Raw genomic sequence first — 23,392 nt, forward strand, 5'->3', positions numbered from 1 at the left:
ACTTTGTGCATCCAAGTGGACGCACGTCGCTCTAAGTCTCCGTTCGGGTTGGAGCAGTCCGGAAAGTAATGGAAATTTCCCAGCGACAGACGTCGAGGGCGGCCGGCTGGTCGCGGCGGACAGGCGCCTTTTCGGCGGTGCTGCTTCTGACCGTTCTCGTCGGCCATCGATATGACTTTGTCGAGACGCCGGCCTTCCTTTGGGTGCTCGGCATCGTCGCGCTGCTTGCTGCCTTTGCGCTGCTGTTCGCCGGACTTGCCTTTTCGAGACTGTGGAATTTCGGCGATCGCGGCGGTCGCGATCTCACCGTCGGCACGTTGCTCGCACTTCTGGTGCTTGCTCCTTATGGCGTTGCTGCCTACTGGGCGGCGGCTTATCCGCCGCTCAGGGATATCTCGACGGATTTCGACGATCCGCCGATGCTCGATACCAGCACCCGGACCGGGGATATGAACGCGCTTTCGCCACCGACCCCGGGGGAACAGCGCCTGCAGACTGAAACCTATCCGCTTGTCACCGGACGCAGCTACAACCTGCCTTTCGATCGTGTCCTGCACGCGCTCAAAACCGTGCTAGATCGGCGGGATTGGCAGCTTACGGCGCCGTTTCCCGAGGCAATCGGGCAAAGCGAGGTGACGATCGGCGCCTTGGCCAAGAGCTTCGTCCTCGGCCTTCCCGCAGATGTCGCCATCCGCGTGGCCGAAGATGGCGATGCGATCATCGTCGACATGCGCTCGGCCTCCCGCTACGGCCGCTACGACCTTGGCGACAACGCGGCTCGCATCGTGGATTTCCTGGCTGAGCTCGATCAGGAAGTCGCAGGCCAGGTGGGCACAACCCCGGCCGAGTAGCGCCTACGCGATGGGGGTGAAAATGCCGTCGATGGCGGGGTCGCCGTCGGTGCTCACCAGGCCGCGCATCACCAGATCCTCCAGATGGGAAAGCACGGACAGGCCGGCAGCGCCATGGAGGCGGGGGTCCGTGTCGCGATAGATCGCCTCGACCATGTCCTTGATCGTCCGGTCGCCGCTTCTGATTCGCTCCAGGATCGCGCGTTCACGCATTTTGCGGTGGCTCTTCAATCCGCGCATGAAGCTGCGCGGCGCGGTCACCGGCCCGCCATGGCCGGGCAGCAGCAGGCGGTCGCCGCGCTCGATCAGCCGATCCAGTGAGATCATGTAGTCGGCCATGGCGCCATCCGGCGGCGCAACGATGGAGGTCGACCACGCCATGACGTGATCGGCCGAGAACAGGACACCGGTTCCTTCCAGCGCAAAAGCCGCGTGATTGGCGGCATGGCCCGGCGTCAGCACCGTTCTGACCGCCCAGCCATCGCCGTCGACCACCGTATCGTCGAGAAGCGCGATATCCGGATTAAAGGCGGTGTCGGCGCTGGCATCGAGCGGATTGACCTCGCCTATGTGCAGCCGCCTCGCTGAGCGATGTGGGCCTTCGGCCAGGACAATGGCACCGGTGCGCTGCTTCAGCCGGGCCGCCAGCGGAGAATGGTCACGATGCGTGTGGCTGACGAAAATGTGGCTGACCGGCCTGTCTCCGATGACTTCGAGCAACGTCTTGAGATGCGCGTCGTCATCCGGCCCCGGATCGATCACTGCCAGCGTCTTGCGCCCGACAATGTAGCTGTTGGTGCCGTGAAAGGTGAACGGGCTGGGGTTTGGGGCGGTGACACGTAGCACGTCGGGCGCAACGGTTACGCCCTGGCCGTAGGACGGGTCGAAGTCTGTGTCGAATTTCAGCGCCATGGCGAATATCGTCGAGCTCTGTTCTAGAGACGGCAAAACCGATTGCCGCATAGCACGGAAGCCAATATAGGAAAACGCAAGGCCGCGATCTGCGGCAGTCCGGAATGGGGAAGATCATGGCAATTGCAACGACGATGCGTCCGCTTGTTTCTCTCGCTTTGCCTGAAAAGGGCGCGACCCGCCTGGCGACGCAGCTTTTGCTTGCGATCGTCGGAACGCTGGTGCTGACCTTGTCGGCCAAGACGAAAGTCGTGCTCGGACCGGTCGACATCTCGTTGCAGACCTTAGCCATCTTTCTAATCGCCGCGGCTTTCGGCATGCGCCTCGGTGTCGCCACGCTGCTTCTTTACATGGCGGAGGGCGCACTGGGCTTCCCGGTCTTCCAGAGCACGCCGGAAAAGGGCATCGGCATCGCTTACATGCTCGGCTCGACCGGCGGTTATCTTGCCGGCTTCGTGGCCATGGCGGCGATCGTTGGCTGGGCCGCAGATCGCGGTTGGGATCGCCATCCGATCAAGCTCTTCAACGCGATTCTGGTCGCCGAAATCGTCATGATGGCGTTGGGCTTTGCCTGGCTGGCACTGCTCATCGGCCCGGAAAAGTCGTGGCAGTTCGGCGTCGTGCCTTTCATCGTCGGCGACCTGATCAAGGTCGCCCTGGCGGCGAGCCTCGTGCCAGCCGTCTGGTCGCTGCTCAAACGCTCCTGAACTCTGGTCGATGAATCGGACGCGGCACTGACCGACCCACGCATCCGCTGGGATGTGGCCGCGTGGGATGATTCTGTTCAGCGGCGGCGGGTCGTGACGACGAGGAACAGAGGCTGGGACAGAAACGACAATTGGCCAGTATCTGCTCCGCAATGCTTTGGTAACGATACCGTCACACTATGGTCAAGTCGACGGACTATGGACCAGAACAGCCAGCGATTCGTCGCGAGCCAACGTAACCAAGCAGCTACACATCGACGCGATTGCTCGATACCGTTGCTTGGATAGCTTAAAAAGAAAGCGGCTCGATGATTTTTTAGGCGCAGCTAAAGTTGTTGGACAATAGCAGAAATTTTTGGGCGAACCGCCTCTATTCCCGCGAGATAGTTGCTTGCTGGTGTCTTCACGCTGTCGTAACTCTTGACATTGACCATGCCGAAAACCGCCGAGAGGAGACGCGTGAACAGTCCGAAAAAAACAACTGATAAGGCGACTGTATCGTTGCAGCGGCCAGCAACCGGCGCCGCGGAACGCTGGTATGCCGCCAGCGTGTTTCCGGGGAAAGAAGACGTCGCCGAACGGCATCTGCGGATGCAGGGGTTTCATTCGTTTGTGCCTCGCTGCGAGAAAACTACACGTCATGCCCGGCGCATCGAGACGCGGCCGGCGGCATATTTTCCAGGTTACATGTTCATCGCCCTCGATGTCGCGCTGCAGCGGTGGCGCTCGGTCAATGGAACGTTCGGCGTGCGCTCGCTCATCATGCAGGGCGAGCGGCCATTGCCGGTCCCCTCGGGGTTGGTGGAGCGGTTCATAGCCCTGACTGGCAGGGACGGCCTGCTTGATTTCAGGGGAGGCCTTACTACGGGCGTATCGGTTCGGATTCTGTCAGGTCCTTTCGCGGAGATGATCGGTCGCCTTGACCGGCTCGATCCAGCCGGAAGGGCCCGGGTTCTGGTTGCCATCATGAATGGCGAGGTCCCTGTCGACCTCGATTCGAGGGAACTCGTCGCAATCGCATAACCGTTAAAAGCTCGGTCGTGCGGTGCAAGCTGTTGCAAAGTCAGCTCTCGGGTTTTCACCCGGGAGTGCGGTAGCCATTGTTGGAGAGGTAACGCATTTTGACCAAGCCGACGAAACAGGTGGGTCAATTGAGGGCTGCTGCACCGGCCCCTGGCATGTCGATCTGGCCGGTCGATGGATTTTGAGTGAACCTTTGTTGGGTCCTAAAATTTATCGAGTCCAAAAATTGAGAATAATCGATTTATTCAGCTGTCTTCCAGAGAGTTCTTCGAATTGAATGCTCCCATCATAAAGCCGCAAACTCAACGGCATCTTCTGCACCGAATTAGATTTCAGCTTCTTGGTGGGTTGGTTTTTGCGATTTTGACGCCTGCGCTTATTCGAATTGTAGCTGACCCCTCGTTTATTTATTATTCCAATCTGCAGATTACGATTTTTGCAGCATTTGTCGCGCATACTGCTGGCTTCTTTTCATTTCGCAGAATAGGTAATTTTCCTGGCGTTGCAGCTGCTGGTTACATTTTGCCAACTTTCGCAATGTCTTATGGAATTGTGTATTTGACGATTTTCTTGTTTCGAATTGACTACAGCGGCTACCAGGCCGCCAGTAGTTTAACATTGTCAATTCTCTGGTATTTCGGTTTGAGCATCCTGAGCCGGCGCCTGGATCCGTACAGTCTCGCCGTGGTTCCAGGCGGGGCTGTCAGTAGTCTTGAAGCGATTGGCGGCGTGAATTGGCATTGGCTCGGCTCCCCCAATACCGTCATTGACCGCGTAAGCGGCGTCGTTGCCGATCTTCGTGCCGAGCTATCCGATGATTGGGAGCGCTACATAGCCGATCAGGCTCTTGCCGGCGTTCCCGTCTATCACGTCAAGCAGATCAGTGAATCGTTGACGGGTCGCGTCGAAATCGAGCATTTGTCCGAAAACACGTTGGGCTCGCTCAATCCGAATCAGGCGTACATCAAAGTCAAGCAGGCGATCGATTGGGTCAGTGCAGTCCTGGCTCTGATGATGCTGGCGCCGTTCTTGGTCTTGGTCGCGCTGATGATAAGGCTAGAATCCCCTGGTCCCGCCATATTTCGCCAGGAGCGCCTCGGATACGGCGGGAGATCGTTTACGGTGTACAAGTTCCGAACGATGACCGTCAGCGCACCTGAGGTGGCAAATGTTCGCAGTCTTGCCGTGACGAAGCCGGGTGATAGCAGGATAACCCGGCTCGGTCGCTTCCTTCGAAGAAGCAGAATCGACGAACTGCCGCAGTTGATAAACATCGTCCGTTCGGAGATGAGCTGGATTGGGCCGCGGCCCGAAGCGACGGTGTTATCCTCTCACTATTCCGTGGCTTTGCCATTCTATCGCTACCGAAACATCGTTCGCCCTGGAATTACCGGGTGGGCTCAGGTAAACCAAGGATACGTATCGGACGATGACGACGAGATCGAAAAACTGCACTACGATTTCTACTATATCAAGAATTTCTCGCCGTGGCTTGATATTATTATTGCACTACGGACACTAAAGACGGTGTTAAACGGGTTTGGGTCCCGATAGTTAACAAGCTGAATCTGGTCTGTTTCCATTTGCCGGATACGGCATCGATCGACTGGAGAACGCTATGGTTGTGTTTCTGAAACCGCCGAAGGGAATGAGATGAGCCGAAAGACCGCATTGATTACCGGTATCACGGGCCAGGATGGCGCCTATCTGGCGGAACTTCTGCTGGCAAAGGGCTATGACGTCCACGGCATCAAGCGGCGTTCATCGTCGTTCAATACCGGCCGCATCGACAATCTTTATCAAGATCCGCATGAAAGGAACGTAAGGCTGTCGCTCCACTACGGTGACATGACCGACGCCACGAACCTCATCCGCATAGTCCAGGAGGTGCAGCCCGACGAGGTCTACAATCTCGCGGCGCAATCGCATGTCCAGGTGAGCTTTGAGACTTCGGAGTATACCGCAAACGCAGACGCGATCGGCACATTGCGTCTTCTGGAAGCCATCCGGCTGCTTGGCCTGACAAAAAAGACGCGCTTCTATCAGGCATCGACTTCCGAGCTCTACGGGAAGGTGCAGGAGATACCACAAAGGGAAACGACGCCGTTCTATCCGCGATCGCCTTATGCCGCAGCAAAGATCTATGCCTACTGGATCACGGTAAACTACCGGGAAGCTTACGATATCCACGCTTCCAACGGAATTCTGTTCAACCATGAAAGCCCGATGCGGGGCGAGACGTTTGTGACGCGCAAGATCACGCGCGCGGCTGCCGCGATTAGCCTGGGCCTCCAGGACAAGCTCTATCTCGGCAATCTGTCCGCTGAGCGCGATTGGGGGCATGCGCGCGACTATGTCGAGGGCATGTGGAGAATTCTCCAGCAGGACGTTCCTGACGACTATGTTCTGGCGACAGGGGTGAAAAATTCCGTTCGAAAATTTGTGGAACTCGCCTTCGCCGAAGTGGGGGTTCGCATTCAATGGAACGGCTCCGGGGTCGACGAAAAGGGTATCGACACGAAGACCGGCAGGATATTGGTTGAGGTTGATCCACGCTACTTCCGCCCGACCGAAGTCGACCTGTTGATCGGCGATCCCTCGAAGGCCGAACGTGCGCTTGGCTGGAAGGCAACGACATCACTTGGCGAGATGGTGCGCGAGATGGTCCAGTCCGACCTCAAGGTCGTGGAACGCGAATACGAGCATCGCCGGCTCGACGAAGAGCACGGTCGCAAGGCGGCACGGTAACGAGTCCGGTTCGCATGAAAATCTCGGTTCTGACGGTCTGCTGGAATTCGGCCGCAACGATCAGGCATACGCTCGACAGCTTCTTTGCCCAGGATCACCAGGACAAGGAACTGGTCGTTGTCGACGGAGCCTCGACCGACGAAACGCTTGCCATTGTTCGCTCTTATGCCGATAGACGATTGCAGATCGTCAGCGAGCCCGACCGCGGCATGTATGACGCTCTGAACAAAGGGCTTGCGCTTTGCAGCGGCGAAGCAATCGGAGCCCTCAATGCGGACGACGCGTTTCACGACCGGTCCGTGCTTGGCAAGATCAGCATGGCGCTCGCTGACGCCGATATTGTCCACGGCCATCTCGACTTTGTGGACAACCACGACAGCAAGCGGGTGGTTCGCCGCTGGCGGGCAGAACCCAGACCTCAAAATGGGTTCCGGTCGGGTTGGATGCCTGCCCACCCGACTTTCTATGTCCGGCGCGGTGTTGCCGAGAAGGTCGGCCCTTTCGATCTGGCGCTCAAAGTCTCCTCCGATTACGACTGGATGTTGCGGGCGGTTGAGCTTCATGGATTCAGCGTTGCGACACTGGATCAGGTCCTCGTTGACATGATGGTGGGAGGCGCTAGTACAAAAAGCCTGCGTTCCCACATCGGGCATAATCTGGAAGCACTGCGGTCTCGACGCCGTTGGCTCGGATCAGGCCCTGTCGACTACGCGCTGGTTGCGAAGCCGGCGCGCAAGCTGGGGCAATTTTTCGGCATTAACAGTGACGGCATCGCCAAGCAAAGCCGGCACGGAGCAAGCTGAATAGTGGTTTCGGTAAGCCATGCCTCGAAGGTCGGCCCACAGGTGAAGCGCAGCTACGTTCACGTATCTGCGCCCGGCGGCCACCGCCAATTCTACCAGGATCTCTTTGCCGGCCTGTTTGGCCTCGACGCGGTAACGGGCCGCGTTGGGCCGCGAATGTGGCTTGACCTCGTTAAGGCCCGTCACCTCCTGTTTGCCACCATAGACGATGATTACGCTGGTTTTATAGCAGTTGCGCTGGCAAGGTCGCTGTTTGGGCGGCGGACGGTTGGGCTTTTTCTAAGGCCGTCCAAATGCTTCGAGAGCGGAAGGCTGGTTTACCGCCTCAAGAGATGGACTTTCCGGTGCTTGCGGCATTTGCCTCACCTGTCGCTCTTTACGATTTTGCCGTTCAAATTTGATCGTCGATTTGCCCAAATCGCGCACGGGTGGGTACACGACCCTCAGATGTGGGACATGCATAACGGCGCGGCGCTTACCCAAACCAGCCAACTGTCACGCGACGTGCTGGCCGCAGCCGGCGGGCGCGCCATTTTGTGCTTCCTGGGCAGCGTGAGAAAGTCGAAGGGCTTCGAATTCCTGGCTGACATTCTTTCCGATCATCCAGATCTCGCAAAAGATGTTTTTGTGGTGGCTGTCGGGCGCGTTGACCCAGCCTGTGACGAGGACTGCGCGCGCCTGATTGCTGCCGGCGGAATGGTGGTCGACCGGTTCGTGTCGGACGACGAACTTCTGAGCTTGTACAAAGCCTGCGATCTCGCCTGGTGCTGCTACGGGCCGGACTACGACCAGGCATCCGGCATATTCGGACGAAGCGTGCAGCTCGGCACACGCCCGATCATCCGCAAGGGCGCGTATCTCGAGAAATATGCGCAGGAAGGTGCAATTTCCCCGGTGTGTCTGGTTTACGGCGATACCCGCGACGCTGCCGCCCATATTGCGACCGCCGCGGCCAATCGATTCGACAAGGCAGCGGGGCTGGGCGAAATCGTTGGCGGCTGGCGGGCCGATTTTGTACGGAAAATCCGTGCGGCTCTTTGACCTGTCGGCGCATGTGGTCAAATACCGCCGCAGCGAGAGGTGGCACGAATATGCCTGACGGCCGATCTCACCACCCCGACCGGGGCATTGTGGCTGCTCGTAGATGGTGAAGAAAGTATTGTATTTTCATCACGCGACCGCACTGGGAGGTGCGCCGAAGAGTTTGGCATTATTGATAAAATCGCTGGATCACAAAGAATTCTCTCCAATAGTGGCAATGCCGCGTCGCCCCGGGAATTCGGGGGTCCGCCAGTTATTCGAGGCTGCCGGGGCCGAGGTAATCGAGGAACAGGACATTCGACCTTTCCATGGATCGACAGTCGCACCCTGCAGGGACGCGAAGTCGAAGATACACGCGATACTGTCTTTTCCGCTTCTCGTCAGATGCGCCAGGAAGCTTGTCCGCGATATACGGCCGGACATTGTTCACTTGAACTCCACCTGCATGGTGGCGGCCGCCAAGGGCGCGCATGACGCCGATCCCTCGATCCCCGTTATCGCCCATGTCCGGGAACCGATCCTGCAAAACAGGTGGGGTAACATTCTTCGCAATCTAAATAAGAAGCATGTTGATTATTTCGTTGCTATCGACAAAGCCGGTCTGGATAGCATTGGCGCCACCGCCACTCCGGGATCGGTTGTCTATAACAGCGTCGACAGCAGTCTCTTCCGTGCGCCGGATCAAGGCGTTGCCGAATTGAGGCAGAAATTTGGATGGGTGGATGGCGACGTGGTATTCCTCTCATTGTCACGAATTGCGGAGTCGAATGGCATTCTGCCTTTCGTACATGCGGTCAACGCGCTCGAGGCAGACCTTCCCGACCGTGCTCGATTTGTATTTGCAGGCTTTGGAAAAAACGAAGGAGCATATGGAAAAGCAGCATTGGAGGCGATAAACGCAAGCCGCCGGTGCAGCGCCATGCCATTCATAGATGACATCATTCCCGTTCTCGCAGCCAGTGACGTCGTCATTGCGCCCTTTCTGACAAGCCATAGTGCTAGGTGCATTTTTGAAGGAGCGTCGGCAGGGCGCCCAGGCTTGGTCACCCGCTTGCCGAATTTGCTTGAGGTGATTGAAGAAGGCAGAACCGGCTTGAGCTTCGAAATGTCCTCTTCCTACGGCCTTCTCGAAGCGATCGAAAAACTCTGCCGGTGCGATACGCGGCTCGATATGGGTCGGAACGCGCGCCAGTTCGCAATGACTAGATTTCATATCGATCAAAATGTCGCGGCAATTCAAACGCTTTACCGCGACCGGTCAGAATCAAGGCGTTGATGTTCCTCTTCAAGTTGATTGATCGAAGCGAGCGCCTGTTCTGGAACGCTGTCGCGACGCTTCAGTTTGCGGTGAGGCGCAGAAAGAGGCCTCGCAGCTTGTCCGTCCTCGGGCCAATTGGGCTGGGGGGGGCAGGCGTTCTCGAAATCGGGGATTACGTAACCATCGTCAGCAAATCCAGGTTCAATCGAGCCGGTATAAATCATCCCACTCAACTGGTTGTCGGGTCATCTGGAAAAATCTCTATAGGGGATAATGTCGGGATTTCAGGAGCGTCTATTTTTTGTGTCGAGAACATTGCAATTGGAAATAATGTTCTTATCGGAGTGAACTGCAATATTTTCGACACCGACTTTCATGCCGTCGATTACCTGGACCGGCGGCATGGGCGTGGCACTCTTTCCGCGCCAGTCGCGATCGAGGACGATGTCTGGCTCTGTGCCAATGTGACCGTCCTGAAAGGCGTGAGGATCGGCGCGCGCTCCGTCATCGCGGCGGGCAGCGTCGTTACATCCGACATCCCGCCGGATTGCCTGGCCGGCGGCGTACCCTGCAAAGTCATACGTTCCCTGGAATCCACGCATGCCGCGTCGATTGAATGAAGAGCTATTTCCTTAACAGCGCCTGGATGATGGTCGACAACGTCATTGCCCGGGTCCTGGTGCTTCTGGTCACAGTCGTGGTCGCACGATGCGTTGCTGGCCGCGCCTCGTTCTACAACGGTACCCGTCGGACATCAGTCGAAGAGATCATCTGGTTAGTGAAAAATATGAGCGAACCTCATCGTGCGTAAGGTTTTTACAACCTTCCGGACGTTTTCAAGCCTGTTTAGACGATACTGGAGGTATATTTCAAACTCGCTCTGGTTGATTGCTGACAGGCTGCTAGCGAGTCTGGTGGGGCTTTTAGTGGTGGCGGTAGTGGCTCGTTATCTCGGGCCGAGCGAATTTGGGTTGCTGTCCTATACGTTCTCTATGGCACTCCTGTTTGCAGTCGCCGGACAACTTGGGCTCGACGGACTGGTTATTCGAGAAATTGTCAACCGCCCTGACGACGTGCCATGCGTACTCGGCACAGTGTTCGTCCTGAAATTCTCCGGCCATTTGCTGGGAGCTGCGGGTTTGGTCGTCTACGCGCTGTCTATCGGGGTGCATTCGACGGAGCGCTCAATGCTGTTCTTGGCCGCGGCCTTCATACCCTTGGCGTCGCTGTCAGGGTTCTTCGGCCTCTGGTTCCATTCGCGCGTTCAGGCCCGGTACAGTGCCATTTCCTCCAGCATATCCGCACTGCTGGTCGGTCTGGGAAAGCTTGGACTTGTATGGATCGGGGCTGCTGTGATGGCGTTCGCCGCTGCAAATGTAGTCCAGGTATTGATTGCGGCCATGCTCTCGTTCCGCTTTTACAGGCAGCAGAAGGGTCCGCCTTTGTCGACATGGCGGTTCTCTCCGGCATTGGCAAAGGTGCTGCTCTCCGAGAGCTGGATGCTTTTCCTTGGATCCATATTTGCGATTGTCTACCTGAAAATCGATATGATCATGCTTCGCTGGCTGGCCGGACCGGCAGAGGTTGGTACCTATGCGGTGGCGGCGACCCTTTCCGAGGCAGCATACTTTGTGCCGGCCGCGTTGGTCGCCAGTGTATTTCCCAAGCTGATCGAGTCCGCGAAAAGGGATCAAAATTTGTTTGGCAAGCAACTTCAGACCGTCTTCGATGTCTTATGGCTGGCGGGGCTTGGCCTGATCGCCACAATGTTCTTGCTTGGCGGGCCGCTTATCCGGTTTCTTTTCGGAACTGAGTACGGTCCATCGGTTCCGGTGTTGCTGGTTCATGTCCTGTCTGCGCCCTTCTTGTTCATGCGGATCGCCTTCACGAGATGGACAATCATAGGGGGTGGCGCCACATTCTTCATGTTAACCGAAGGCCTCGGTGCGGTTACGAACGTGGCTCTTAATTTCCTTCTCATTCCCCACTATGGGAGTGTTGGTGCGGCGCTTGCGACGCTTGTGTCATATGCGACGGCCTCCTATCTCACTTTGGCGATCCCACGCCGAACGAGGCCCATATTCGTGATGATGTCGCGCTCCGCATTCATGCCGTGGCGAACTCCCAAAGAGTTTTTGAACTATGTAAGACGAATTGCCTTCGCCTGACCGGGCAGTTCTCATGGAAAGACGAACGGGCCTTCGGTTGCCGGCTCGGTGGCGGGTGTCCACAAGCGGCGATATTCAGTAACCAAAGCAAAGCGGAGTTATGAGCGCATGACGGTGCTAAACAGGATCTCGACAAAGTGGAACCACTTTGCGCAAGCTTCCAACAATACGCGAGCTGCGGTTGAGTTATCCCGGCTAGGTCTGCCGTACTTGCCATGGTCCGACGCATCCCTGCTTCCTTCAGCCCTGCAGGTGGTGCTCAATGAAATTGAAATCAACTCTCGCAAGACAGTCGTGGAATTTGGAAGTGGCATTTCCACGATCTACATTGCCCAAGTCCTGTCGCGGCTTGGCGGCCGGATTGTCAGCTTCGAGACGGACGCAGAATGGGCGACTTTCGTTGAGAGCCGTCTCACAGCTCTGAATCTGTCCGAATTCGCCGCAGTCGTTCGCGCGCCATTGAGGCCCTGCACCTTGAGCAAAAATGGCCTGAATTGGTACGATCAAGCGATCGTCGCAACGGCTGTGCAGAATCTATCCATTGATTGTGTGGTCGTCGATGGCCCGCCTGCCTACAAGACGGGATATGAATTGGCGCGTTATCCCGCACTTCCTGCGCTTGAGGCAAACCTTGCGCAGGATTACGTGGTGTTTCTCGATGATATCCATCGCCTTGGCGAGCAGGAGATATTACGGCTCTGGGCTGACCACTTCGGCGTCAAATTTCTTTCCTATTTTTCCAAAGGCAACATAGCCCGCGGAGTCCACGGCGTGGCACACTTCACCGTGTGAGGTTGCAGTGAGGTGCGACTAGTCTCATGACGCAGAGAGCCAACATTCTCTACAAAGCATCTGCCGATTTCGCTCGAGGCGGGATTGACCGTCGATTTCAGCGTTTGAGAAATTATGTTGACCGACATATTTTGTTCTCTCCTGCGACAGCCTTCGCTCTTGCAATTTGCGGCTTTTATGCTTTTTCCGGCATAGTAAATAGGTTTGATCCGGAAGGAAGTCTAGGATCGATCCTGGTCAGGGCAGCCATTGCTCTGATAACACTGACTTCCTTTTTACTTGTTCCTTCAAAATTTAGGTCGTCGACACCTGCTCTTTTGCCGATAAAGATATTCTTTATATTCTATATATGCAGGCTTGCAGAGAATATATACCTTTCTTCAATAAATATATCAGGCGGGCCGGGAATGGTATTTAGCATTTTCCTGGTGACGGGTGTCGGCGCAGCGCTTCTGATCTCGTCAATGGATAAGGCGATAAAGAATGTAGATTTGACTTTTGCGATGAATGCGCTTTGCGTAGTCTTTATAATTGGACTCTATTTAAATAGAGACCTTCTATTGGAAGCCAATAGCCTTAGCAGTAATAGTAGAATGTCTCTAGATAAGATTAATCCAATTGCAATGGGTCACACCGCTTTTGGGTTTTTAATATATTTTGCACTTATTATAGGAAAGACGAAAAGATTAACGATACAAGCGTTAATATTTGGCCCGATTCTACTTTTTATTGTTGTGCTTGCTAAATCGCGAGGCGCATACATTGCTGGCGCGGGTGCTATGTTGACATATATACTGTTGCTCAAGGGGTCAAAAAGAGTATTTGCGGTTTTTGGGGCATTTGTCATCGCCTTAGTGATTTTAGTGAGCAGTGGCGTGGAGCTAGTCGACGTTGTTATTGCGAGGCTTCAGCAGATCGACTTGGATACCGATCAATCGACAACGATGCGTAGCCTATTATACGCTGGAGCTTGGAATCAGTTTCTGGAAAACCCCTTGTTTGGACGTTATGTCGTCGAGATGCGGTTCAATTTCTATCCCCACAACATTTATCTTGAATCCCTGATGGCGGTGGGGGCGCTCGGATCGTTGCCGCTTGCGGCTCACATAGTCTTGGCACTCAGATCGACGGTCGGCATCATTCGGTCCGGCAAATTCCCGCTCGCTGCAGTGCTGAGTGCCGTCCTATTCATCAGGGAAGCGATAGCCGGCTTGGCAAGTGGCAGCCTGTGGGGAAATTCGCTCTTCTGGGTCACTTCGGCTCTGACGATATCGTTTTGGTATGGATATCAGGGGTTTCTCGCCAAAGCTCGAAATTTGGAGATTCGGGCTTATTAGATGTCGAGTGCCCCGCCGCGACCGGTATGTTGGAGCAGTGGGTTTGAAGCCCTATTTCGACGGGCGCTAGCGTCACAATCCCTATGGTCGAACTCTGCCCTGATCCCGGCTTGCGCTCAGCGCCTGCGGGCCGGCAACTGATCGTTATCAGCGCTCCAGACCCCGAGACTAAATTCCAACAGGAACCAGCCATGCGAATTTTTCAAAATTCTGGGATATCGCCCAGCTATCGGGCCAGACTCGCTGGACTCGTTGCGGGGGTCCGTGGGTTCGAGCCGCAGAAACAAGTGTTTTTGAACGACCGTTATGGCGCCTCGCATATTCTCCTGCCGGCGCTCGCCGGCAGCCCGGAAGCCTTTTTTACGAATGGAGACGACGAATCGCTGCAGCGGGCATGGGCGCTCGAAAACGGGCTGGGCGAAGATGCATCGCTGGCCGATATCCTTCTTGCCCAGATCGAGCACCACAAGACGGACATCTTCTACAATCTTGATCCATTTCGTTACGATGCCTCTTTCGTGCGCCGGCTGCCGGGGCACGTGAAGCGAAAGATTGCGTGGCGCGCTGCGCCAGGCACGATCGATTTTTCCGGCTATGATGTCGTTGTTTGCAATTTCCCGTCGATGCGAAAGCTTTGGGAAGAGCAGGGCGCGAGGACGGCCCATTTCTTTCCCGCACACGATCCGGAACTCGACACCGTGGCCGCAAATCGGAACAGGGACATCGATGTCCTTTTCTTCGGTGGCTACAGTCGTCATCACCAGCGCCGGAGGCAGATTTTGGAAGCCGTGGCGCGCCTTTCCAGCCGCCGCAACGTTGTTTTCCATCTGGACCTGTCCCGCTACACGCCACTCGCCGAGACGCCGCTTGGCTGGTTCGGCCCCTGAGGGCGGTGCGCCGCCCACGCGCGATCCGGAGTGTAAGCGCGCCTCCCGTATTCGGTCGCGCCATGTATGCCGAACTCGGAAGGGCCAAAGTTGTGGTCAACGCCTCGATCGACATGGCGGGTCCGGACCGTGGCAACATGCGCTGTTTCGAGACGATGGGCGCTGGCGCTCTGCTGATATCCGATTCCGGCAATTATCCCGCACCGATGCGCGACGGAGAAACCATGATCGTTTACGAGCAACCGCAGGACGCATTGGATAGGATCGAACAGCAATTGGATAGCGGCAGCTGGGACAAGATCGGTTGGGCAGGAAGCCGTGCAATTCGTGAAGAATACAGCAAGAAACGCCAGTTTGAGCGGTTTCTCGAATTGGTATAGATGACGCTCGATCCTTCGTTTATTTCTCCAGTCTGCTTTTTCGGCATAAGTAATCAGTCTGGGATCTTGCCTTGCTCCTGAAGGAATCTCAAGGTAGCTTGCCACCACTCCGCTTTTTCATCCCATGTCGCTGGCCGATAGGGCGAATTGCTGGCGATGGTACCCCATATGACGATACCGTCAGCCAGCCTCCTGCAGGTGTCCAGTTGGGCATACCAAAGGTCGCCAGGCAGAAAGGCAAGAGTCCTATGAAACTGTGGCCATAGAAAACAGTAGACGGGCTTTCCTTGTGAAATCCTGCGTGCTTCCTCGATATTGGCTTGTGCGTAGGCCACCCAGGCGTCCTTATCCCCGTAAAATGTATACAGGGAGGGAAATAGCGCATCGACATGAGGGACGAGGGAGGACGCGATGGTGGTGTTTTGCTGTTTCCAGTCGTCCAGTTCGACGGCGCCCTGATGGCCGATTGCCCTCCAGTGATCCCTGATCGGCAAGACAGCATAAAGGCCGAGCTTGACGCTCGGATCTGCCTTTCTGAACGCGCTGAGCGTCTTCTGGTATTTCGCGATGGAGGACGCTTGATCCGGACCCTCCAAGGGCCAGCTTTCTATGTCGATATTGAGATACTCGTTGCGCCTCGGCACTGCCAGCGCTTGCTGCACTTGGCCGGCGTCGGGAACATCCGGCCCCAGAACATGAGGATCCACAATCGTAAGATGCTCCAAACCGAACGAGCCGAAATCGGGCTCGCCGGCGAAGTTCATAGCCTCGAAGAGCCTGAATGGAGCGCGCGTTTGCGCCGTCGTCGGCCATGAACTCGTTAGAAGGCATACAATGCAGAATACTGTCTTGAAAAACATGATGCTCTGTGTCCTGGGGGGCAACGGGTGGGTTTTGCGCAGCCGAAATTCGCGCGGCTCGAATTCTCGTGACCTGAACTTGACGAGTCCGGAAACGGTAGCTTAGCTGCACGTCTCGAACAACCTCGTGACTGAAGCGTGATCGACGCGCTGCTGCAAAGTGATAGAGGCTACGGCAGTCCTTCTCACCGACGCTGGAAATTATCCATCTGGAATGGTGGACGGGCGAAGTATGCCGGCCTATGACCGAAGCGCTGTCGCATTCGTCAAGCTGAGCCTTGGCGGCGGCTGTTGTGGGCGCATCAGACAAACTGACGAGGAGATCGAGATCGTTACGACCAAGAACGTGCCGCCTTGCGTGGCTGCTGCCGGAAATCCGGCGCCGATGATCCAACATTTGGTTTTCTCTTGATGCCTGAAGCGACCATGACTTGGGAAGACGCGGTCCGCTGGTGCATGAGCGAGCCTTCGATGAAAGAACTCGCTCGCGCCGCCTATTTCGACGATCCGGCCGTGGCCGCGCGGCGCTATCATGAAAGCGCGGAATTCGACGCGGTTCGCGGCATGATCCCGCGCAAGGCGGGCCGTGTTCTCGATCTTGGCGCCGGCAACGGCATCCTCTCCTACGCCCTGGCGCGCGAGGGGTGGTCTGTAACCGCTGTCGAGCCTGATCCGAGCGCACTCGTCGGTGCCGCTGCGATCCGGGCGCTTGCCGAAAGCACAGGCACGCCCATCGATGTCGTCGAAGCATTCGGTGAGGCGATCCCATTATCCGCCGCAGGCTATGATTTGGTCGTCGCGCGGCAGGTGCTTCATCACGCCCATGACCTTCCGGCTTTCTGCCGCGAAATTGCGCGTCTCTCTCGCGACGGAGCGACGGTCCTGTCGTTGCGCGACCATGTGGTCTCCGGTCCGCAGCAACTCGAGCCTTTTCTGCGCGCTCACCCGCTTCATCATCTCTATGGCGGAGAGAACGCCTTTACGCTGGCGGCCTACCGCGCTGCGCTCCAAGGGGCAGGGCTGACCATCGATCGCGAATTGATCTCGTTCCAGTCCGTCGTGAATTATGACCCAATGACAGAATCCGAGATTCGCGAGAGGCTCGCCAAAGTCCTTGGTCCGTTTTCCCCGGTTGTCCGCCTTGCTCTTGCTCCCGTGCCCTTCGGTGTCGTTGCCAAGGTCGCCGCATCGCTTGACCGTCGGCCCGGACGCCTGGTCTCTTTCCTTTGCCACAAGCACGGGAAGGACTGATTTCTTGACACAATCAAAAGAGGCAGAGCCTGTCTGGGTGACTGGAGCTGGCGGTTTCATCGGCCTGCACCTTGCTCGTTTCCTGGCTGAAAAGGGATGCCATGTCATCGGCTTCGGTCGAAAAGAAGCACCCGGTTTTGCTTCGGCGACCCGCGGCGCATTTTTTTCTGGTGGAATAGCCGTGGAAACAATGGATGCGGCGCTGGCGGCGCATGGCCGCCCGACAGCCGTGTATCATTTGGCGGGTGGGGCGACGGTCGGCCAGTCAATTGCCGATCCTCTGAACGATTTTGAACAAAGCGTTGTTTCCGCGGCTCGCGTCCTCGATTTCCTGCGCCGCCGTGCACCCGATGCACCTGTCGTTCTTGCATCCTCCGCTGCGGTCTATGGCGGCGGACATGTCGGTTCGATCAGGGTCGACGCCGCGCTCGATCCCTATTCCCCTTATGGTTATCACAAACGCATGGTTGAGGAGCTTGGCCGGTCATATTGTGCCGCATATGGCCAGCCAGTCTCGGTGGCGCGCCTCTTTTCGGTCTATGGCGAAGGGCTGCGCAAGCAACTGCTCTGGGATCTCTGCGGAAGGCTCGCAGCAGGCGGAACCGACATTGTGCTTGGCGGCATGGGTACGGAAATGAGGGATTGGCACCATGTCTCCGACGTCGTGCGGTTGATCCATCGCATCTTGCCTGCCGGCGAATCGCGCTTTGCCATCTACAATGGCGGTGCGGGCGCTGCTGCTTCGGTCAGTACGATCTCCAGCATGGTCTTAGAGGCCTGGGGGGGCAATCATCGTCTTTCGTTTTCGGGAAAATCCAGGCCAGGCGATCCCGTGAACCTGATCTCTGATCCGTCCGGTGTTCCGGAGGGGCTTCAGTTGCAGGTGCCGCCCAGCAAGGGCATTGCCGGCTATGTCGATTGGTATCGCGCCAACGTTTTCGCCGAGCCGGTCGACCGTCTGCGACGCTCCGCGCCTTGATTACCGTCGGCTTCACTCTCATCGGCCGCGGAACTTGGTCCGGCGGCGAGTCCTATCTACGCAATATGCTGAGCGTCATCGCCTCCGAGCTGCGTGGCAAGGTGCAGGCGAAACTGTTTCTTACACCTGAGCAGCATTCAAGCATTGGCGCGTCCTTCGATCATATGTTGGCTGCGCCTGCTATTGTCGATGACCGGGTCGTTGGCGCCGGGCTTGGCAGACGAGGGCTGATCGCACTTGCTGGCGGAAGCGACCGTGCCTTCGCGGATCTTGTCGCTGCGCAAGGCATCGATGTTGTTTTTGAAGTCGCCCAGTGGTTTGGCAACCGGTTTCCAGTGCCGGTCGTTTCCTGGATTCCCGATTTCCAGCACCGTCGCCTGCCGCACCTCTTTCCGCGTAGCGCCTGGTGGCGCAGGGATCTCGGCTATCGCCTGCAGACATCAGGCAATCGCACCATAATGCTCTCGAGCGGGGACGCGCTCGCGGACTGTGAAACGTTCTATCCGGCCTCGCGCAACAAGACCGCCGTCGTCCGTTTCGCCATCGATCTCGATCCAGGCGCCATCCTGGCGCGTGCCGATGAGGCGCGCCAGGCGCATGGTCTGCCTGAGCGTTTCTTCTTTCTCCCCAACCAGTTCTGGGTCCACAAGAACCACAGGCTGGTCATAGAGGCGTTGAAGCATATAAATAAAATCGGAGCGCTGAGCTCCTTGCCGCCGATAATCCTCACGGGGCGCACTTCGGATCCGCGCGACCCGACATTGTTCAAGCGTCTGATGGAGCTTGCGCAAACGCACCGGCTCGGGAGCCATTTTCGGCACCTCGGATTGATTCCCTACGAAGATGTCGTAGCCCTGATCGGCGCCGCGGACTATCTTCTCAACCCCTCTCACTTCGAGGGGTGGTCAACCACGGTCGAGGAGGCGAAGTCGCTGGGGACGCCGATGTTGCTATCCGACATTCCGCTGCATCGCGAGCAGGCGCCGGGCGCGCTTTTCTTCGCACCCGATAGTTCGGAAGCGCTGGCGCAGCATCTCCTTGAAGCCGGGCAGCGCCCACGCTTTGTCCGCGACAGTGTCGCCGTCCTGCAAAGTCGGCAAAAAAAGCGCCGCCGAGACTACGCGGCAGCGCTCCTTGCTTTGTTTGAAAATGTCAGAGGTGTCACCCAATGACCGAGCGGATCGTCAGTTTTGTCATGAGCGGCGGCGTTGGCTCACGGCTGTGGCCGCTGTCGCGCGAGGACAATCCCAAGCAGTTTCATGATTTTTCGGGCGATGGCTCGATGCTGGCCAAGACGCTGCGCCGGCTGACGGCGCGGCCGGATGGCGAAACGCCGGTGTTCCTGATCGCCTCGGAGCGGCACGCCGACCGCGTCCACGCCGATCTCGCCGGCCTCAACCTTTCCGGCGGCGGGCCTTTGTTCGAGCCGACCGGCCGCAACACCGCCGCCGCCGTTGCCTTGGCGACCCTGCGCACCTTGTCCGAATATGGCGACAGCCTGGTGCTGGTGGTGCCGTCCGATCACGAGATCGCGACCGCGCAGCAATTCTGGCAGAGCGTGGAAAACGGTACCGGCGCGGCGGGTGCGGGCCGGCTGGTGGTATTCGGCATCAAGCCTGGCCACCCCGAGACCGGTTACGGCTATATCGAGGTCGCCGGCGAGGAGGATGGCATCTGCGATGTCTCGCGTTTCGTCGAGAAACCAGACCTCGCGACCGCGCAGAATTACCTGACGGCGGGTAATTTCTACTGGAATACCGGCATCTTCCTGTTTCGCGCCAGCGCCATGCGCGACGCCTTCATGGCTTTCGAACCCGAGATATGGACGGCCACCGAGATTGCCTACCAGGCAGCGACATCGGATCTTTCCGGTCTCTACATGCCTCTGGAGCTCTACGCCGCCATTCCCTCGACCTCGATCGACTATGCGATCATGGAGCGCGCCAGCGACATCGCCATGGTGCCGGCCGGCTTCCGCTGGAACGACCTCGGTTCCTGGCAATCGCTGCTCGACGTCGGCCCCTCCGACAAAGAGGGCAACGTCATTGTCGGCGATGTCGTCGCCATCGACTGCGAAAACTCCTACATCCGCAGTGATAGTCGCTTGCTGTCGGCCATCGGCTTGAAGGACGTCGCCATCGTCTCGACCGCCGATGCCACATTCGTCGCCCCGGTCAGCCGCAGCCAGAATGTCAAGAAGATCGTCGAACAGCTCGAAAAGAGCGGCCGGCTGGAAACCAGGTTCACGCCCGCAGACGACCGCGTGATCGAAAGCGGCGCCTGGCGGCGGCGCGTTCACCACTGGCTGTTTGAAGAGACGGTGCCGCTATGGTCCACGGTCGGGGTCGATGAGCGCCATGGCGGTTTCCACGAGGCGCTCGGCTTTGACGCCACACCACTGATGAAGCCCAAGCGCATGCGCACCATGGCCAGGCAAGTCTATGCCTTTGCTGTCGCCAAGGCGCGCGACTGGGACGGGCCTGCCGACCGGTTGATCAGCCATGGCATCGAATTCATGAACAGGAACGGCCGCACCGACAACGGCGGCTGGGTGCGCACGCTTAACGTCGATGGCACGGTCGCCGACGCCGCCGAGGATGCCTACGACCATTCCTGCGTGCTCCTGGCGCTGGCGCATGCCCATATGGTCGGCAATCCCGATGCATTGCGGCTTGGCGAAGAAACGTTTTCGTTCCTGGACGCGCATCTCGAGGATCACCGCATGACCGGTTTCCTCGAAACGTCGAGCGGCGAGGGCGATCGCCGCTCCAACCCACACATGCATCTGCTCGAGGCTTTCCTGGCCTGGCATCAGGCGACCGGCGAGCTCGCCTATCTTCGCCGCGCCGCGCGCATCGTCGATCTGTTTCGCAGTCATTTCTTCGATCCGGAGAGCTGGACGCTGGGCGAATATTTCGATGCCGAGTGGAGGCCGGCGGAGGGCGAAAAAGGCTCATGGACGGAACCCGGCCACCATTTCGAATGGGCCTCGCTGCTGGTCGACTTCGCAGGGCGCACCGGCCAGAGCGAACTAACCAGCTTTGCCCGAAAGCTCTATGCCTCGGCCATCGCCAACGGCCTCAATCGCGCCACCGGCCTCGCCTATGGCGCCATCTCGCGGCAAGGCCTGCCGCTCGACCGTGTCTCGCGCAGTTGGCCGCAGGCCGAAGCCATCAAGGCGGCGATCGCACTGGACGGTTCAGGCGGCCCCGATCTCAAGCCCGAGATCGAAGCGCGAGTCGGTCGCCTGTTCCGTTGGCACATCAATCCGGCGCCGCTCGGCCTGTGGATAGACCGGATCGACGAGCGTGGCCGCTCGCTCGCGACCGATGTGCCGGCAAGCATCTTCTACCATCTGGTCTGTGCGCTGACGCAATATCTGGACAGCACCGCCGGCGAATCTCGGTAGAGCGCCACGTGTCCTTTTGGACACTAAAAACGCTTTCCGAAAGTCGTTTCCGATTTCCCAGCGGCGGAACGGTTGACGGAATAGAAAATCTCTTCGATTCAAATGGCCCGATGTTCTCGAGTCAAACGTCGGGTTTTGAACCAACATGGGGCCATCAGCCTTTATCAATGGTGCGGTCGTCCGGACGTTTTCGCTAGAGGTGACAGAGACGCGTGCATGGCCCGCGGCGGGAGTGAGAATTTTGTCGTCCAAGAAAATGAGCTTATTGGCACTTGTTGCCGTGGTGTTTGCGATTGGCTTCTTTGCCATCATCGTGAAAAAGGGGACGCCTGTTCGTTCGCAACCCCCCAGGACGCAAGCGGCGCTTGAGGCGTTTGATGGCAAGCTTTCCGTCCAGACAGTCGATGACCTTCGTGTCGCCGGCCGCAAGATTGTGTTGTGCGGCGTGGCGTTCACCAAGCCGCGATCCATGCGTGCCATGGTGACGGAGGCAGTGCGCCGGGACTACCAAGGGCTCGCCCTGACCTGCAAGCCGGTCGGCAAAGGGACGCCTTGCGACGGCAATGTCGCCTCAAAGTTTGGTGATGCCATTGTCGTGCAATGCCTCACGTCCGATGGCACTGATCTGGCCGCGAAACTTGCCGAGAATGGTATCTTGTGCGGACAGCCCGCGCAGGCGGGTTCGACCTATAAAACTTGCTTATCGGGCTCGTAGCTCACGGGCTCGCCAACTGCCCTCGCGTCCGTCGCCACGACACGCGACCGTCATAAAACGAAAGGGCAAGATGTGCGATAAGGTCCCGACGTCAAACACGGTCGACCATAATCCCTGTACCAAGCATGGCGCGATGGCCGCCATCAAAGGCCAGGAAGCAGATCTGCCTTTCCGACAATTTCTAGAGGGGTCCGGCAGTGAAAATGGTAGATTTAAAATCCGCCAAGTGAGTGTGTCCAATGAAACACAGCGGAAACCAAAAAGTCATTTCGCATATGCGAAACGGGTTGGAATCAAAGCAGAAAGCTGTTACGCGCTTGATCCGTACCATCAGTGATCGGGGCGGGGCTGAGGTGTGGCGGGACAAAAGGATCGAAAAGAATGAACCTTATGGTTAAAAGTGTGTTGGCTGGATTTATCGCCTCGATCGGTTTCGGCCCGGTTTCGTCTTTCGCTCAGGATGCGCCATGCACCTGCACGACACCCTATCAGGCAGCGTCAAGTTCAATCGGTTCCATCGGGCGCGTCGATGGCGATGTAATGGTTTCGCAAGCCGCTGGTTACGGTCCCGCCAAGGCGGGAAATGGTCTGGATTTCGGCAGTCGCGTGGTGGTCGGTGCCAGGGGGGCGGCTTCCGTCAATATCGGTGGCTGCAGCCTGGAGGTGCCGGCGAATTCAAGTCTCGACATTTCCCGCGTCGAGAACAATATCTGCCTGAAAGTGGTGGGCTCCGAGCAGACGGCTGCCGTTGGTGTGAGCCCCGAGCATACGGGTCAGATTGCCCCTGGCGGCGCCCGGTCCAACACTCCGCTCTTTATTTTTGGGGGCATGGCTGGCGCGGCCGGTATTCTTGCTGCAACGCAGGATGATGATGAGGGCGGCGCTGTCAGCCGTTAGGCGCAGTTAAGACAACACAGCAGGGGCATGTGACTGCCTCTGCTGTGTTGCGTTTGCCGATCCCCTGTGCGCCTTGGCTCTGGCGCGCCGGCTAGAGCCGGAGATGTTGATGGAATTCATTAACCAGACCGCTCTATTACTTGAGTGGAAGCCGAATGCGCTTCATCATGGGTGAGTCGTTTCGGCCAACTGAGCGGCGCTGCGGCTGATGGCGCGGTAGCGCTGATCTTAGCTTGCATGGTTATGATAACGCTGTCGGCGAGTGGCTTGGATCTGGCATCTGCCGCAATGCGTAACCTTGCCAGATGCGTCATTCGCAATCCCGCGGATGACGCATCTGTGTTTTTTGGGAGCGAAGTTGCCACGTTGCGTCG

25 protein-coding genes are annotated in these 23,392 nt (G+C 57.6%); 23 read left to right on the plus strand and 2 right to left on the minus strand.

Annotated features, from left to right (window positions below; genetic code table 11):
* Nucleotides 1–68: 68 nt before the first annotated feature.
* Entirely contained in the window at nucleotides 69–851 is a 783-nt protein-coding gene (locus EJ066_RS16690; protein WP_126039784.1) for a DUF1499 domain-containing protein, read from the plus strand.
* Between the two features lie 3 nt (nucleotides 852–854).
* On the opposite strand, the gene EJ066_RS16695 is transcribed toward EJ066_RS16690, so the two are convergent.
* Nucleotides 855–1,763, minus strand: coding sequence for an MBL fold metallo-hydrolase (locus EJ066_RS16695; RefSeq protein ID WP_126039786.1), 909 nt, complete (start codon nucleotides 1,761–1,763; stop codon nucleotides 855–857).
* 116 nt (nucleotides 1,764–1,879) lie between these two features.
* Here EJ066_RS16695 and EJ066_RS16700 point away from each other — a divergent pair, with 116 nt between their 5' ends.
* From EJ066_RS16700 to EJ066_RS32065, 14 genes are all read left to right on the plus strand, one after another.
* The gene (locus EJ066_RS16700; RefSeq protein WP_126039788.1) at nucleotides 1,880–2,470 is read left to right on the plus strand and encodes a biotin transporter BioY; all 591 of its coding nucleotides are present in this window, start codon (nucleotides 1,880–1,882) and stop codon (nucleotides 2,468–2,470) included.
* Nucleotides 2,471–2,929: 459 nt separating this feature from the next.
* On the plus strand, nucleotides 2,930–3,493 hold the full coding sequence (locus tag EJ066_RS16705) for a transcription termination/antitermination NusG family protein (protein ID WP_189644287.1): 564 nt from the start codon (nucleotides 2,930–2,932) through the stop codon (nucleotides 3,491–3,493).
* A 273-nt stretch (nucleotides 3,494–3,766) separates the two neighbouring features.
* On the plus strand, nucleotides 3,767–5,047 hold the full coding sequence (locus tag EJ066_RS16710; RefSeq protein ID WP_189644288.1) for a sugar transferase: 1,281 nt from the start codon (nucleotides 3,767–3,769) through the stop codon (nucleotides 5,045–5,047).
* Nucleotides 5,048–5,146: 99 nt separating this feature from the next.
* Entirely contained in the window at nucleotides 5,147–6,241 is a 1,095-nt protein-coding gene (gmd, locus tag EJ066_RS16715) for a GDP-mannose 4,6-dehydratase (RefSeq protein ID WP_126039794.1), read from the plus strand.
* 14 nt (nucleotides 6,242–6,255) lie between these two features.
* Nucleotides 6,256–7,044 (plus strand): glycosyltransferase family 2 protein, encoded by a 789-nt coding sequence (locus EJ066_RS16720; protein WP_126039796.1) that lies wholly within the window; start codon nucleotides 6,256–6,258, stop codon nucleotides 7,042–7,044.
* A gap of 3 nt (nucleotides 7,045–7,047) precedes the next feature.
* Nucleotides 7,048–8,085 carry a hypothetical protein gene (locus EJ066_RS16725; protein ID WP_126039798.1) on the plus strand — a complete coding sequence of 346 codons (1,038 nt, stop codon included), beginning with the start codon at nucleotides 7,048–7,050 and terminating at the stop codon, nucleotides 8,083–8,085.
* A 103-nt stretch (nucleotides 8,086–8,188) separates the two neighbouring features.
* On the plus strand, nucleotides 8,189–9,361 hold the full coding sequence (locus tag EJ066_RS16730; protein WP_126039800.1) for a glycosyltransferase family 4 protein: 1,173 nt from the start codon (nucleotides 8,189–8,191) through the stop codon (nucleotides 9,359–9,361).
* Entirely contained in the window at nucleotides 9,361–9,963 is a 603-nt protein-coding gene (locus EJ066_RS16735; protein WP_126039803.1) for an acyltransferase, read from the plus strand. Before EJ066_RS16730 ends, EJ066_RS16735 begins: the two co-directional genes overlap by 1 nt.
* Nucleotides 9,960–10,154 (plus strand): hypothetical protein, encoded by a 195-nt coding sequence (locus tag EJ066_RS16740; protein ID WP_126039805.1) that lies wholly within the window; start codon nucleotides 9,960–9,962, stop codon nucleotides 10,152–10,154. Before EJ066_RS16735 ends, EJ066_RS16740 begins: the two co-directional genes overlap by 4 nt.
* On the plus strand, nucleotides 10,147–11,511 hold the full coding sequence (locus EJ066_RS16745) for a flippase (protein WP_126039807.1): 1,365 nt from the start codon (nucleotides 10,147–10,149) through the stop codon (nucleotides 11,509–11,511). The genes EJ066_RS16740 and EJ066_RS16745 overlap by 8 nt, the downstream gene beginning before the upstream one ends.
* Before the next feature lie 108 nt (nucleotides 11,512–11,619).
* The gene (locus EJ066_RS16750) at nucleotides 11,620–12,303 is read left to right on the plus strand and encodes a class I SAM-dependent methyltransferase (RefSeq protein WP_126039809.1); all 684 of its coding nucleotides are present in this window, start codon (nucleotides 11,620–11,622) and stop codon (nucleotides 12,301–12,303) included.
* Nucleotides 12,304–12,329: 26 nt separating this feature from the next.
* Nucleotides 12,330–13,640, plus strand: a complete 1,311-nt coding sequence (locus EJ066_RS16755; protein WP_126039811.1) for an O-antigen ligase family protein — start codon at nucleotides 12,330–12,332, stop codon at nucleotides 13,638–13,640.
* Between the two features lie 191 nt (nucleotides 13,641–13,831).
* On the plus strand, nucleotides 13,832–14,527 hold the full coding sequence (locus EJ066_RS32060) for a hypothetical protein (RefSeq protein ID WP_245454907.1): 696 nt from the start codon (nucleotides 13,832–13,834) through the stop codon (nucleotides 14,525–14,527).
* A 62-nt stretch (nucleotides 14,528–14,589) separates the two neighbouring features.
* Nucleotides 14,590–14,907, plus strand: a complete 318-nt coding sequence (locus EJ066_RS32065; protein WP_245454908.1) for a glycosyltransferase — start codon at nucleotides 14,590–14,592, stop codon at nucleotides 14,905–14,907.
* A 53-nt stretch (nucleotides 14,908–14,960) separates the two neighbouring features.
* Here the strand turns inward: EJ066_RS32065 and EJ066_RS16765 are convergent, their stop codons facing one another.
* On the minus strand, nucleotides 14,961–15,767 hold the full coding sequence (locus tag EJ066_RS16765) for a hypothetical protein (protein WP_126039813.1): 807 nt from the start codon (nucleotides 15,765–15,767) through the stop codon (nucleotides 14,961–14,963).
* A 232-nt stretch (nucleotides 15,768–15,999) separates the two neighbouring features.
* Between EJ066_RS16765 and EJ066_RS16770 the strand changes: the two genes are divergently transcribed.
* The 8 genes from EJ066_RS16770 (at nucleotide 16,000) to EJ066_RS16805 (ending at nucleotide 23,018) form a co-directional block, all read left to right on the plus strand.
* Entirely contained in the window at nucleotides 16,000–16,179 is a 180-nt protein-coding gene (locus EJ066_RS16770) for a hypothetical protein (protein ID WP_126039815.1), read from the plus strand.
* A 59-nt stretch (nucleotides 16,180–16,238) separates the two neighbouring features.
* Nucleotides 16,239–17,018 (plus strand): class I SAM-dependent methyltransferase, encoded by a 780-nt coding sequence (locus tag EJ066_RS16775; RefSeq protein WP_245454909.1) that lies wholly within the window; start codon nucleotides 16,239–16,241, stop codon nucleotides 17,016–17,018.
* Nucleotides 16,960–17,997, plus strand: coding sequence for an SDR family oxidoreductase (locus tag EJ066_RS16780; protein ID WP_189644289.1), 1,038 nt, complete (start codon nucleotides 16,960–16,962; stop codon nucleotides 17,995–17,997). Before EJ066_RS16775 ends, EJ066_RS16780 begins: the two co-directional genes overlap by 59 nt.
* Nucleotides 17,994–19,169 carry a glycosyltransferase family 1 protein gene (locus EJ066_RS16785; protein WP_126039821.1) on the plus strand — a complete coding sequence of 392 codons (1,176 nt, stop codon included), beginning with the start codon at nucleotides 17,994–17,996 and terminating at the stop codon, nucleotides 19,167–19,169. The genes EJ066_RS16780 and EJ066_RS16785 overlap by 4 nt, the downstream gene beginning before the upstream one ends.
* Entirely contained in the window at nucleotides 19,166–21,406 is a 2,241-nt protein-coding gene (locus tag EJ066_RS16790) for an AGE family epimerase/isomerase (protein WP_126039823.1), read from the plus strand. Before EJ066_RS16785 ends, EJ066_RS16790 begins: the two co-directional genes overlap by 4 nt.
* A gap of 241 nt (nucleotides 21,407–21,647) precedes the next feature.
* Nucleotides 21,648–22,121: a hypothetical protein gene (locus EJ066_RS16795; protein WP_126039826.1), complete on the plus strand. Its 474-nt coding sequence runs from the start codon at nucleotides 21,648–21,650 to the stop codon at nucleotides 22,119–22,121.
* A 133-nt stretch (nucleotides 22,122–22,254) separates the two neighbouring features.
* Nucleotides 22,255–22,458, plus strand: a complete 204-nt coding sequence (locus tag EJ066_RS16800) for a hypothetical protein (protein ID WP_126039828.1) — start codon at nucleotides 22,255–22,257, stop codon at nucleotides 22,456–22,458.
* A gap of 44 nt (nucleotides 22,459–22,502) precedes the next feature.
* Entirely contained in the window at nucleotides 22,503–23,018 is a 516-nt protein-coding gene (locus EJ066_RS16805) for a hypothetical protein (RefSeq protein ID WP_126039830.1), read from the plus strand.
* Nucleotides 23,019–23,392: the final 374 nt, after the last annotated feature.

The sequence above is a fragment of the Mesorhizobium sp. M9A.F.Ca.ET.002.03.1.2 genome (genome assembly GCF_003952365.1).
Classification (GTDB): domain Bacteria; phylum Pseudomonadota; class Alphaproteobacteria; order Rhizobiales; family Rhizobiaceae; genus Mesorhizobium.